This window comes from Thermosynechococcus sp. TG215 (genome assembly GCF_031583455.1).
Taxonomy (GTDB): Bacteria; Cyanobacteriota; Cyanobacteriia; order Thermosynechococcales; family Thermosynechococcaceae; genus Thermosynechococcus.
In genome coordinates this window covers 1,003,521-1,015,640 of record NZ_CP134178.1, presented here as the reverse complement: position 1 = coordinate 1,015,640, position 12,120 = coordinate 1,003,521, and the positions used below count along the sequence as shown (strand labels likewise).

Below are 12,120 nucleotides of genomic sequence, written 5' to 3'. Positions count from 1 at the left end.
CAACCTAAATTAAACGCCGCAACTGTGTAATTTGGTCAGCGATCGCCAGCAGCGATTCCGGCATTTCAGGTCCCGTCAAGATCACATCCAGCGTCCGCGGACGATTCTCTAAAAAGTTCAATACCTCCGCTTCACTCAGCACCCCCAGTTGAATGGCCACACTCACCTCATCTAAGACCACCAGACGATACTCCCCCCTTTGCACCGTCGTTTGCAGATGCTGCCATAGCTCACGTACTGCCGCCTTTTCTTGAGGAGTCAGGGTGTCCGTTTCTCCTAAACAGCGTTGCAGCGCCGGTCGCCACCACGTGAGATGCTGTCCCAACTGAATCGGGTGTTCAATCCCCGTTTGAATTCCCCCCTTGAGCAATTGAACAATGATGACGCTGCTGCCTTGAGCAGCTACCCGCAACGCCTGCGCCATGACCGTGGTGAAAAAGTGCCGCTGCCGACAGGTAAACACCTGCACCACTCCCTCAATACCATAGGTTAGGGGCAAGCCTGCCTCAGAAACGGAAACCGCGAGTTGTGCCACCATCGTGTTCCTGTCCAGTTAAAAAGGAGAACGACCCCCTAGGGGTTATACATCTAGTGTAGTGCGCAATGATTTAACCCTAGTGAACACTAGATATACGTGGTCGTCAAGGGGTCAGAAAATTGAGTTATCTTAAAACAATGTGACTGTTACTGAGGATGCCCCCATGCCAGCGACACAGGCTCTTGATGCTGAGGCGCTCTTTCGCGTTGCCTACGAAAATCGTTACACATGGGATGAGAATTTTCCCGGCTTTACGGCCAAGGTCACGCTCATTGAGGGCGATCGCACGTACCACGGGCAGGTAAAAGTGAGCCGCGACTACGCCGTTGAAGTGAGTGGCATAGAAGACGAACAAGTGCGCGAATCCCTCTACAACCAATTGCGGGATGTGATTGTCCACCGCAAGCGCAACCGTTTTGAAGAGGCCCACGGCAAAAACACCTTCCAAACTGGGGAAACCGACGCCAGTGGGGCAGTGGAAATCCTCGTTAGCGGTGACGCCATGGGGTCGAACTACAAGGTGCGGGACAATCAAATTGTCTATGTCAGCCGTGTCATGGGGCGAGTTGCCTTTGCCATTACCCACCGTGAAGCCCTTGATACCGGTGCAGGCTACATTTCCACCAACTATGTGGCTGTCTTCCGCAATCCGCAAACCAACGAAGTGCTGCGGCAAATGGAGTTTGAGGATACCTATGTGCCCGTCGGCAATTACTACCTGATGAGCCGGCAGGTGGTGCGCACCCATGAAAATGGCCAAACCAGCACCGTGGAAATTCGTTTTGATGACCTGCAACTCCTAGACGACTAAGCGTGGAAATTACATTTCTAGGCACCAGTTCTGGGGTACCCACCCGCACCCGCAATGTTTCCAGTGTGGCTCTGCGGCTGCCTCAGCGCAAGGAAATTTGGCTCTTTGACTGCGGTGAGGCCACCCAGCACCAATTGCTGCGCAGTGACCTGCGAACCAGTCAGATCCGCCGCATTTTCATTACCCACATGCACGGCGATCACATCTTTGGCCTGATGGGCTTGCTTGCCAGTTGTGGCCTTGCGGGAACCGTGAGTCAAATTGATGTCTATGGCCCGCCGACATTGGATCGCTACATTGCCAGTTGTTTGCGCTGGTCTGTGATGCGGCTTCCCTACAAGTTGCAGGTGCATACCGTCGAGCCGGGGGAAGTCTTTAGTGATGGCGAGTTTACGGTGACCTGTCGGCTGCTGCATCATCGAGTACCTGCCTTTGGCTACCGCGTCACTGAGAGCGATCGCCCCGGTCGCTTTCATGTGGAAAAAGCCCAAGCCTTGGGAATTCCCTTTGGGCCACTGTATGGTCAACTCAAGCAGGGCAAAACGATCACCCTCGCAGATGGCCGCACCTTTGATGGCCGCGACTTCTGTGATCCACCGCAGCGGGGGCGCAGTATGGTTTATTGCACCGATACAGTCTTTTGTGACAGCGCGGTTGAATTAGCCCAGCAGGCGGATGTCCTCATCCACGAGGCGACATTTTCCCATCAGGAGGCGGATCTGGCTTTTGCACGGCTGCATTCTACATCCACGATGGCGGCTCAGGTGGCGACCTTTGCCCAAGTGAAATTGCTCTTCCTCACCCACTTTAGTGCCCGCTACGCCCCCGGCAACCCTGTGCAAGTGGAGGATCTGCTTGCGGAAGCACAAGCCATTTTCCCCAATACTCGTCTGGCGCGTGATTTCCTGCGCTATGAGATTCCCCGCAATGGCGTGATGTCCAAGGAAGTCTCCTGCAGCAATCCAGAAGTACTGGCAACGCCCAGTGTAGACAAAGGGGAGCCAACAGCAGATCAGGTGGCGCAGAAAAATACCCCCGCGATCGCCATCAACCGTGCCACGCGCCAGCAGATGCAGCAGAAACTGGGAATTGACGCTGCTACAGCCAATGCGATTTTGGAGCGGCGGCGGCAGCAAAAGTTTACCTGCCTAGAGGAACTCGAACGCCTGTATCCGCAGGTGGCATGGGACACCCTCAACGTGGAGTTCTAAAGAGCAATTATTTTCAGTCTCAAATAGGAACTTGTGATTGAGATCAACGTCTTTGTGTGCTGTTGATCACAGTTAAGCTTTGTGAAGCACTGGCATAGTTGAGACCATACACGCAAATTGCAAGGGGATTGGTGTATGACGCTGCTGGAGCTAATCCGCCGTATTCAGGCGACTCGGATCGTAACCCCTGCTCAAGAGCGGCAGATCAATGAATTGTTGTGGCAGCGTTCCCTGAGCGCCACGGAATATCAAGCAATGCAGGAGCTGGTTACGGGGATTATTGCGGGGGAAATTCAAGTCATCTCTCAGATTCAGCGGTTTGGCAGCAAAAAGGAGCTAGGGAATAATCGGTTACAATTGGCTTAAGGGACTGGGTTTTATGACAGTTCCGCCATTGGTTTTTGGGAGCTGCTCCTGCCCATGCAACTGTATTTCGACTATGGTGCAACAACCCCCTGTCGAGCAGAGGCTATTGCAGCGATGGTGGCGGCCTATGAACAGCAGTGGGGTAATCCATCGAGTATTCACGAGTGGGGGCAACGTGCAGCGATCGCCCTTGAACAGGCACGGCTGCAGGTGGCAGCACTGATTCATGCCCAAGCGGATGAAATCATTTTTACCTCTGGGGGCACCGAAGCGGACAATCTGGCGCTGTGGGGGGTGTGTCAACGCTATCACCAACCCCAACATCTGATTATTTCTGCGGTCGAGCATTCAGCGGTGGCCAAACCGGCGGCTGCCCTTGAAGCTCAAGGCTGGCAAGTGACCCGCTTAGCGGTGAATCCCTGGGGAGAGGTGGAACCCGCCCAACTACGGCAGGCCCTGCAACCGAACACGGTCTTGGTCTCGATCATCTACGGCCAAAGTGAGGTGGGCACGCTGCAACCCATTGCTGAACTCGCAGCCATTTGCCAAGAGGCGGGGGTGCTTTTCCATACGGATGCGGTTCAAGTGGCGGGACGAGTTCCCTTGGATGTGCAACGGCTAGGGGTGGATTTACTCTCGCTGTCCAGTCATAAAATTTATGGCCCTCAGGGAGCGGGGGCGCTCTATGTGCGATCGGGGGTACCCCTAGAACCGCTCTTGCGTGGCGGGGGACAAGAACTGGACCTCAGGGCGGGAACCCAAGCAGTGCCAACCTTGGTGGGTTTTGGGGTGGCAGCGGAATGGGCCGCCACTGAACTAGCGACAGAACCGATGCGCCTTGCTCAACTGCGCGATCGCCTGTGGCAGCAGTTGCAGGATCATCCGCAAGTGGAACGAACAGGGCATCCATGGCAGCGGTTGCCCCATCATTTGAGTTTGATCGTGCGCGATCGCCACGGCCAGCCCTTGAATGGCAAAACCTTTGTACGGCAACTCAACCTTGCGGGCATTGGCATTAGTGCGGGATCCGCCTGTCAAAGTGGTCAAACCCAACCCAGTCCCACCCTCTTGGCCATGGGCTACGATCCTGAAACCGCCAAAGCGGGAATACGCATTACCTTGGGGCGAGAGACCACCGCTGCCGATGTCGATTGGCTGGCCATGGTGCTGCGGCAATATCTTGCAGAGGCGATCGCCCCCCCCTTAGCGGTATCTCTTTCCTAGGGTGTATCCATGGTGTGGGCGGCATTATCTGCACAGGGGACTTGGGCACTGGCCAGCTATGGCGTGGTTGCCACCCTGATTCTGCTGTGGACAATTCTGCGATCGCTACAACACCCCTCGCAAAAAGCCGCCCTCGAAGCCGAAGTCGTGCGACTGCAAGATCACTGCAATCAACTCCAGCACCAACTTCAGGCAATAGCCGCCGAAAATCAACAATTGCGAGCAGGCAGCGATTACTGGCAACAGCAACACCAAGCCCTCAATGCTCAACTCACCACCCTAGAAACCACCTATCACCAACTGGAGATGAACCTTCAACGTCTCGAACAGGAGCGCGATCGCCTGCAACAGGCACTGCAACAGCCCGCCGACTGGTGGCAGGAAATGACGAAAAACTATCAAAGTTGGTGGGAAAGCCTGCCCTTTCTTCCCCATGAGGATACCAGCAGCAAGTCCTAGGACAAGCGATTAATCGGCAATGGTGGATAGAAGAGGTAGCCTTGGCCATAGCGACAACCGAGGTCGATTAATTGGGCGGCTTGGGTTGCTGTCTCCACCCCCTCTGCCACCACATCTAAGCGCAGGCTTTTACCGAGGGCAATCACGGCACCAATAATTTCCCGTGCCGCTTGGCTTTTCTCTAAGTTCTGGACAAAGGAGCGATCAATTTTCAGGGCGTGGATCGGTAACTGATGCAACCGACTCAGGGAGGAATAGCCCGTGCCAAAGTCATCAATGTTGAGGGCAACTCCCAGTTGTTGCAGTTCCTCGGCCACCTGCAATGTGGCTTCAAGGTTGCGGATCATGGTCGTTTCCGTAATCTCCAGATGCAACAGATGAGGGGGCAATTGGGCACGGCGCAGCGCCGCCAAAATATCACTGACAAAGTTGGCATCCACCAGTTGTTGAGGCGAGATATTAATGCCCAAGGTCATGGTCTGGCGACGGCTGTCCTGTTGCCGCCACTGGCTGAATTCCTGCATCGCCCGTTCAAAGACCTGTCGGCCAAGGCTGACAATGAGACCGGCTTGCTCCGCAAGGGCAATAAATTCGGCGGCAGGAATTTCACCCTTTTCAGGATCAAACCAACGACTCAGGGCCTCAAGACCCACGATCGCCCCGCTCTCCAGTTCAACAATGGGCTGAAAATAGACCTGTAGCTCACTGTTGGCGATCGCCTGATGCAGTTGACTCTCCAGCGTAAAGCAACTCTGGGCTTGGGTGTGCATTTGCGGGTCAAAAATCCGATACTGCCCCAGCCCCTGTTTTTTCGCTTGGTACATGGCAATATCGGCATCCCGCAACAGGGTAGTGGCCGAGGTGTCGGAGCGATCGCTAAAGGTGACGCCAATGCTGGCACTGAGACTTAACAGATGGCCATCAATGACCAAGGGCTCCTGAATCACCCGCTCTAGATCGGCAACCCGTGCTTCTACCTGAGCCACCATTTGCTCAGGATCCAGATCTTCACACAGCACCACAAACTCATCGCCACTCAGGTGAGCCAAGGTATCCCCCTCCGGCACCACACTTTGCATCCGCTGGGCAAGGGTAATCAGCACCTGATCTCCTGCTTGGTGTCCCAAGCTATCGTTAACCCGCTTAAAGCGATCAATATCAATAAAAACAACCGCAAAGGGGCGATCGCGATGGCGTTGATACTGCCGCCAGCAATGCTGCAATCGGTCTTGGAGCAGGGTGCGGTTCGGCAGTCCCGTTAGGGCATCGTGGAGGGCATCGTGAATTAAGCGATCCTCCATTTCCTTGCGGGGGGTAATATCGCGCCCCACACATTGATACTCCACACAGCGGCCATGGTGATCAAAAAAAGCACGGGTTGTCCATTCAAACCAAGCAAAACGTCCTTCACCAAAAGTCACGCCACATTCAATCGTGCTGATGGGCTGCGTGGGGGTGAGGGCTTGCAGATGCTGCTGGAAGCGTTGCTGCGTCAGCGGATCAAAGGGATGCTGGAGCACATCCCCCAGATCACAATTGATGCCCGCAGCAGCAAGATAGCGAAAGAAAGCGGGATTGCCAAAGGTGAGATGTCCCTCAGGGGTACAGCGATAGAGCAATTCTGTCTGTGCCTCCAGCACACGCCGATAGCGTTCCTTTTCCTGATGGAGGGCACTGACCAATTCGGCACGGTTGATGCCAAAGCCCAGTTGTTCGGCCAGTTGGCGGATCAGCTCCACCTCGTCAATCGCCCAAGGTCGAGGAGAAGAGCAGTGGTGGCACAGGAGTAATCCCCAGAGACGTTCCTCCTCAATAATCGGTACCACTAAGAGGGCACGCACCTGCAATTGGTTGAGAAAGTCGCGATGACACTGGGTTATTTCAGCGGTGTTAATATCAGCAACCGCCAGTACCCGCCCCTGAAGATAGGCTTCGGCAGACTCACGGTGGAAACAGGGGTCATAGAAGGTGCGGTGCATGAGAGAAAACTGCGGTGCCGCCACCGATTCAGCCACCACCTCACCCCGGCCATCGGCATAGAACTGGAAAATGAGGGTGCGATCGACCCCCAGCAGTTGACGCACTTCCTCAAGGGCGGTTTTAAGAACCGTTTCCAGATCAAGGGAACGGCGAATTTTCAAGGTTAGCCGATGCAGGAGTTCCGCTTGGGTTTGCCGTCGCTGTAACGAAGTAGTGGAGTCCACCTGAAGCGTAATATTCTGGAAGAAAACCGCAAGGCCTCGGCCAGTGGGAAAAGCCCGTACCGCAAACCATTGGTTCAGCCCCTCATAGAAGGCTTCAAATTGGACGGGAGTTTGCTCTGCCATTGCCCGCCGACTTTGGCTTTCAAAAATTGAGTTGCGGGCATCGGGAAAGAGATCCCAGAGGTTTTTCCCCAGCATCTCTGAGGCAGATTTCCCCACTAGACGGCAAAAATTTCCGTTGACATAGATAACTGTGAAGTCGCGATCCACTTCAAAAAAGTGATCCGACATGCTCTCCAAAATATCAGTCACTTGGTTGTAGGCCGCTTGCAGGCGATCGCTAAATTGGCGCTGTTCCGTGACATCCCGTGCAGCACCATAGATGCGCCCTTGACTGAGCAGGCCTTGCCATTCATACCAGCGATAGTCTCCCCCTTGGGTGCGCAGGCGAATTGTGTGGTTACTGATTTGCTCCCCAGCAAGGAGACGTTGCTGCATCTCCCGATGGCGGGGGCGATCGCCGGGGTGGAGAAATTCCTCAAACTTTGCCCCTGCCAACCGATTCAGGTCATAGCCCAAGCAGGTATGCCAGTGTTGATTCACCCGCCGCAGCCGTCCCTCACTATCGGCAATCATAAATAGCTCTAGGGAGGAGCCAAAGAAATACTCTAATTCAGCTGTTTTTTGGGCAATTTCTGCTTGCAGACGCATGCGATCGCTAATGTCCCGCTGCACACCAAAGTGGCCAATGATTTCCTTATTTTGGTTGTAGAGACACACATAATTCCCCTCAACCCAAAAGGAGCTACCATCGCGGCGGTGGAGTTCAATTTCAATGTGAAAATAGCCCAGATCAAAGAGTGCTCGCCACAGCCGTTTGGCGAGTTCCAGATCATCCTTAAAGCAAATGCGCGGCGTCAGGCCAATCAGCTCCTGCGGCGGTAATTGATACTGCTGGGCAAAGGCACTGTTGACACGCGTAATCCGCTGATGATCAAGGACATACTCCAAGATTTCCTCTTTGTTGACTGTGTCATCCCAGCGGATGGGCTGATCCAACATCATGAAGAAGCAGGCCTCAAGGGATTGTTGAAAAAAGGCTTCCAGTAGTTCTTGCTTGGCTTGTAGCTCTAGCTCGAGTTGACGGCGACGGGTAATATCCCGCGATGTGGAGACTAAAAATAAAACATTTCCCCCTGCATCACAAATGGGGTGCGTGAGGGTTTCCAACCAAACATATCCGCCATGCTTTTTGCGGATGCGATAGGTTTCTATCACATTCACACTGCCTTGCAGGGCGAGGGCATGGGCACCACTGCGAATGCGCTCTGCATCCTCAGGATGAAATAATGTGTAGGGACTCTTACCAATCAGTTCTCCAGGAGAATAGCCTAAAAGGGTTTTGCTGGAGGGAGTCACATATAGATAGTTGCCATCCGGTTCGTGCAGGCAAATGAGATCATCGGTGTAGTTGACCAATAATTCAGTAAAGTGCTCAAATTCATCTATAATCATTCGCTAGAATCCACAATTTTTATCACGCATTAAGATACTTCTGGACGTTTTACACTATAAAACTTTAAGTAATGATTAACAATTTTAGCGAATGACAGCCCTTTCCTGAAATATCAGCGACATAACGGGAGTGCGGTGCTCTGCCATCGGGGCTTTTACCGGGGTGAGGGTGTTCGATCGCTGTGAAAAGGGCGATACGACCAGAAATGCCCTACTGCAATGCCCTAGCTGTTCATATGATCCTTGACAAAGACTTGCTCACCCCCTAAAATGCCTATTGGCAGTTGGAAGATTTCCTAGGCTGCTGGCATTTGTCTATTTTTGGAGATTTTCTTAATGGAGTCTAGTAGGAGTCACTGTAATGCTGCTTCTGGTGACCCCATCTCCGCTAATGAAGATCCCTGCCATAGGTGGAGCCTCTCTCCCCTAAGGATCGCCGAGGTGAATTCAGACTTGTCTGCTGCCTAATGGCTTGAACTTCTGGTTCATCTCCGCGCGTTCCAAGGCAGTCGATCTGCAAATGGAGATGGATCACGAAGCAAATTGGTCAATAGGTCTCAGTCTCGTATCTACCTGAGTCTGCCTAAGGTTGGCTGGCTCAAATCTGTTTTTTGTTGAGAGCGATCGCCCGTAGTCAAGCGTTTTTATTGAACGACTACTTTTCATCGCTCAAGTTGTTGCGTGGCAAAACCATTAGCAACGGAGAGTTTCTATGTTTGAAGTTTGTTTGTTCAGCATGATGGCCGAAATGCTGGGAATTACCCTTTCGGAAGTGCTGGGTGTTGCCCTTGGCCACCTGATGATTACGGTCATGAGCCAAGCGATCGCCCACTTGGGAGAGTTCTCACCCTTTGAGTTGTCTCGTTAAACCCTAAAACATCCTATTGTCGTTTCTCAATGGAGCTTAGAACCATGATGACCCACGATGCAAAGCAGGCATTTCTGTGCCCCTATACCCTTTACCGTGGGCACGTCACCCTAGACGCGCTGACCTTTGATGCCTACCTGCAGAAATTTGCTCAACGGGCAGGGTTTATTGCTGCTCTCCATACGAGTGGGAAACTTTCTACATCCGAAGCCTACAACCAGTTGGCTGATCTCTGGCATCAATTGAGCGAAGCCTATGCCCCTGTCTCACCCACCCTAAATTGTCAACCATAGAAGGAGCAATGCGATGGTAATCAATCCCCTCGATGATCTGCTGACCTATCCGCAGGGTCTCGGTGCTGCCAAGCGGACAGCCAACCAACTGACGATTCCTGAGCTAGTGCGTGCCCTGCGCCAAATTGACCCCCATAAGCGGGTATTGGCCTTTCGCCTCCTCGAAAAAGACAAGGCGATCGCAGTCTTTGAAGCCCTGACTCCCGATGAGCAGGCAACCCTCATTGAAGGGATGACGGATCCTGAGATTCTGCATTTTCTAGAAGCCCTTGAGGCCGATCAACGGGTGCGTCTCTTTGAGGAATTACCTGCCAAGGTCACCAAACGGTTGCTCAGCCAGTTAAGCTCAGAATCCCGCGACGCCGTGAACCTGCTGTTGGGCTATCCTGAGGGCACAATTGGTCGGCGCATGAATCTGCGCTACTTGGCGCTGCGGCAAGACTTGACCGTGGAGCAGGCGATCGCCGCTATCCGTGAGAGTTCCTTGGATATTAATGACCTGAGCATTATTTTTGTCATTGATGAACAGCGCTTTTATCGTGGCTTTGTGCAGCCGATCCAGTTGATGAAAGCAAATCCCCACCAGCCGCTTCAGGATTTGGTGCAAGGACAGGAACTGGCGATCGCTGTGACCGCGCCGGAACTATCCGCAGCCAAACTCCTCAAGGAATACGATGTCCCTGCTATTCCTGTGGTGGATCAAGAGGGGCGACTGGTGGGCGATATCACCTTTGATGATGTGATTGACCTGATTGAGGAGGAGGCAACGAGCACCATTTTGGCGCAAGCAGGTGTGGGTAACCTGCTCAACCGCGATCAAGCTTGGAGTGAACGACTGGTGCGCGGTCCCATTCGCTATGCAGTGCAACTGCGGATTATCTGCCTGATCATTACCCTCATTGGCGGTATGATTGTTGGCGGCGTGATTCAGTACTTTGAGGAAGTTCTGGAAGCCGTCGTTGCTGTGGCCATTTTTATTCCTGTGGTCATGGACATGGGAGGCAATGTCGGTACCCAATCCACCACTGTCTTTGCCCGTGGTCTTGCTTGGCAGCACATTGATATTCGTCGCTATGGCGGTTATCTCTTTCGCGAGTTTCGCATTGGTGCGATCATGGGTCTTATCTTGGGAACTGCTGGCGGCTTGATTGCCTTCCTCTGGCAAGGGTTACCCAACGACATTCCCCAACTGGGCTTGGCCGTGGGACTTTCCCTTTTTATTGTGATTACCTTCGCGGCGGTCTTAGGGGCATTAATTCCTTGGGTGTTGCTGAAGTTGGGTTTTGACCACGGACCATCGGCGGATCCCTTTATCACAACCATCAAGGACTTTACAGGGCTGTTGCTCTACTTCTATCTGGTGAGTGCCTTCCTAGGGCTGTCGTTTTAACCGATGTCAACAAGTGATTTTATTGTCCGTTTGGTAGCGGCCTTTTGTCTTGGGGCAGCCCTCGGCTTGGAGCGACAATGGCGGCAGCGCATGGCCGGTCTGCGCACAAATACCCTCGTGGCAACGGGGGCAGCACTATTTGTCATGCTCTCGGCTTTGACGCCGGGGGAAGCGAGTCCAACGCGGATTGCCGCCCAAATTGTCTCTGGTATTGGGTTTCTCGGCGGGGGCGTGATCCTGCGGGAAGGCCTCTCAGTACGGGGTTTGAATACGGCCGCTACTCTCTGGTGTGCAGCGGCGGTGGGGGCACTGTGTGGTTCGGGATTACTCTATCAGGCAACCTTAGGAGCAGTGGCAGTGCTCATGGCCAATCTGCTCTTGCGTCCCCTCGGCTATCGCATCAATCAGCAGCCCCTCAAGGGCACCGAAGTGGAGTTGTGCTATCGCTGTGATATTGTCTGCCGTGCTGAGGCAGAGGCTCATTTGCGGGCACTGCTGTTGCAGTCATTAGCGGGCAGTCGGCTGAAGTTGCGATCGCTCCTCAGCGAGGATATTGAAGACACCCCCGATCGCGTCCATATTGAAGCAGAACTCCTCAGTCAAGAGCGCAATGATGACTTTGTAGAAGGGCTGGTGAGCCGCTTGAGTTTAGAACCCAGTGTTCTTTCGGCGCGCTGGCGCATTACAGAGCAGGAGTATGGTTGATTTCTCTAGGGATAGAGGCGCATATTCAGACGAGCCGTGGTGCCCGCTTGCGGACATTGCAGACGCGGCGTATAAGTACCGCCAACTCGCCACACGGAAATATAGCGATTATCCCGTACCCATTGAATGGTTACTTCGCCACTACAGCCAAAATTACCGCCAAGATCGCGATCGCTAAAAAAGCCGCGCACGAAGCCATTGCCGCTTGCCGTGACGTTAATGGTGCCCTCATAAACTCGTCCATTGACTTTGGTGGTGTAGGGCAAGATATCTCCCGGCAAGGGGCTAAGCTGGTAGCCGTAAATTTCAGTCAGCCCGCTATCAGAAACTAGCGTCTCAGCAGCAGCAGGCAAAATAGAGGCCATACCCAGAACCACTGCGCCTAGCAAGCCCTGTAACATTTTCATAGACAGCCTCCTTTTGGAAAGATTGGAAACATAAACCGCTCCTCCCCTTGTCTCTATTGTCATTGTCTAGGAGGATAATTTCATACTTTAGGGAATGTGACAGGGCTGATAAAGAACTTGATATCTATT

12 protein-coding genes are annotated in these 12,120 nt (G+C 53.3%); 9 read left to right on the top strand and 3 right to left on the bottom strand.

All coding sequences use genetic code 11. The features are described 5' to 3' along the window. Nucleotides 1-4: 4 nt before the first annotated feature. The gene (locus tag RHJ02_RS04760; RefSeq protein ID WP_206201293.1) at nt 5-538 is read right to left on the bottom strand and encodes a P-loop NTPase family protein; all 534 of its coding nucleotides are present in this window, start codon (nt 536-538) and stop codon (nt 5-7) included. 163 nt (nt 539-701) lie between these two features. Here RHJ02_RS04760 and RHJ02_RS04755 point away from each other — a divergent pair, with 163 nt between their 5' ends. The 5 genes from RHJ02_RS04755 (at nt 702) to RHJ02_RS04735 (ending at nt 4,609) form a co-directional block, all read left to right on the top strand. Further along, nucleotides 702-1,349, top strand: coding sequence for a DUF3386 domain-containing protein (locus RHJ02_RS04755; protein WP_206201292.1), 648 nt, complete (start codon nt 702-704; stop codon nt 1,347-1,349). Nucleotides 1,350-1,351: 2 nt separating this feature from the next. Then, on the top strand, nt 1,352-2,560 hold the full coding sequence (locus tag RHJ02_RS04750) for a ribonuclease Z (RefSeq protein ID WP_310800512.1): 1,209 nt from the start codon (nt 1,352-1,354) through the stop codon (nt 2,558-2,560). A 135-nt stretch (nt 2,561-2,695) separates the two neighbouring features. After that, nucleotides 2,696-2,926, top strand: a complete 231-nt coding sequence (locus RHJ02_RS04745; RefSeq protein ID WP_149817400.1) for a hypothetical protein — start codon at nt 2,696-2,698, stop codon at nt 2,924-2,926. A gap of 54 nt (nt 2,927-2,980) precedes the next feature. Next, nucleotides 2,981-4,150, top strand: coding sequence for a cysteine desulfurase family protein (locus RHJ02_RS04740; protein ID WP_310800511.1), 1,170 nt, complete (start codon nt 2,981-2,983; stop codon nt 4,148-4,150). Nucleotides 4,151-4,159: 9 nt separating this feature from the next. Next, complete coding sequence (locus RHJ02_RS04735; protein WP_206201289.1) at nt 4,160-4,609, top strand: hypothetical protein; 450 nt, start codon at nt 4,160-4,162, stop codon at nt 4,607-4,609. Here RHJ02_RS04735 and RHJ02_RS04730 read toward each other — a convergent pair. Next, nucleotides 4,606-8,328, bottom strand: coding sequence for an EAL domain-containing protein (locus tag RHJ02_RS04730; protein WP_310744891.1), 3,723 nt, complete (start codon nt 8,326-8,328; stop codon nt 4,606-4,608). The two genes, RHJ02_RS04735 and RHJ02_RS04730, sit on opposite strands and share 4 nt — an antisense overlap. Nucleotides 8,329-9,040: 712 nt before the next feature. Here RHJ02_RS04730 and RHJ02_RS04725 point away from each other — a divergent pair. The 4 genes from RHJ02_RS04725 to RHJ02_RS04710 are packed head-to-tail and all read left to right on the top strand — an operon-like array spanning nt 9,041 to nt 11,584. Then, on the top strand, nt 9,041-9,196 hold the full coding sequence (locus tag RHJ02_RS04725; RefSeq protein ID WP_206201287.1) for a hypothetical protein: 156 nt from the start codon (nt 9,041-9,043) through the stop codon (nt 9,194-9,196). A 44-nt stretch (nt 9,197-9,240) separates the two neighbouring features. Beyond that, nucleotides 9,241-9,489: a hypothetical protein gene (locus RHJ02_RS04720; protein ID WP_225901658.1), complete on the top strand. Its 249-nt coding sequence runs from the start codon at nt 9,241-9,243 to the stop codon at nt 9,487-9,489. A 13-nt stretch (nt 9,490-9,502) separates the two neighbouring features. Further along, nucleotides 9,503-10,879, top strand: coding sequence for a magnesium transporter (gene mgtE, locus RHJ02_RS04715; protein ID WP_206201286.1), 1,377 nt, complete (start codon nt 9,503-9,505; stop codon nt 10,877-10,879). A 3-nt stretch (nt 10,880-10,882) separates the two neighbouring features. Beyond that, nucleotides 10,883-11,584, top strand: coding sequence for an MgtC/SapB family protein (locus RHJ02_RS04710; RefSeq protein WP_206201285.1), 702 nt, complete (start codon nt 10,883-10,885; stop codon nt 11,582-11,584). Between the two features lie 5 nt (nt 11,585-11,589). On the opposite strand, the gene RHJ02_RS04705 is transcribed toward RHJ02_RS04710, so the two are convergent. Next, nucleotides 11,590-11,991, bottom strand: a complete 402-nt coding sequence (locus RHJ02_RS04705; protein WP_206201284.1) for a hypothetical protein — start codon at nt 11,989-11,991, stop codon at nt 11,590-11,592. Between the last annotated feature and the right edge of the window lie 129 nt (nt 11,992-12,120).

Bases quoted from the DNA above. Each gene is read 5' to 3' on its own strand.
- RHJ02_RS04760 (WP_206201293.1), bottom strand. From the start codon at position 538: ATGGTGGCACAACTCGCGGTTTCCGTTTCTGAGGCAGGCTTGCCCCTA.
- RHJ02_RS04755 (WP_206201292.1), top strand. From the start codon at position 702: ATGCCAGCGACACAGGCTCTTGATGCTGAGGCGCTCTTTCGCGTTGCC.
- RHJ02_RS04745 (WP_149817400.1), top strand. From the start codon at position 2,696: ATGACGCTGCTGGAGCTAATCCGCCGTATTCAGGCGACTCGGATCGTA.
- RHJ02_RS04740 (WP_310800511.1), top strand. From the start codon at position 2,981: ATGCAACTGTATTTCGACTATGGTGCAACAACCCCCTGTCGAGCAGAG.
- RHJ02_RS04735 (WP_206201289.1), top strand. From the start codon at position 4,160: ATGGTGTGGGCGGCATTATCTGCACAGGGGACTTGGGCACTGGCCAGC.
- RHJ02_RS04730 (WP_310744891.1), bottom strand. From the start codon at position 8,328: ATGATTATAGATGAATTTGAGCACTTTACTGAATTATTGGTCAACTAC.
- RHJ02_RS04725 (WP_206201287.1), top strand. From the start codon at position 9,041: ATGTTTGAAGTTTGTTTGTTCAGCATGATGGCCGAAATGCTGGGAATT.
- RHJ02_RS04720 (WP_225901658.1), top strand. From the start codon at position 9,241: ATGATGACCCACGATGCAAAGCAGGCATTTCTGTGCCCCTATACCCTT.
- mgtE (WP_206201286.1), top strand. From the start codon at position 9,503: ATGGTAATCAATCCCCTCGATGATCTGCTGACCTATCCGCAGGGTCTC.
- RHJ02_RS04710 (WP_206201285.1), top strand. From the start codon at position 10,883: ATGTCAACAAGTGATTTTATTGTCCGTTTGGTAGCGGCCTTTTGTCTT.
- RHJ02_RS04705 (WP_206201284.1), bottom strand. From the start codon at position 11,991: ATGAAAATGTTACAGGGCTTGCTAGGCGCAGTGGTTCTGGGTATGGCC.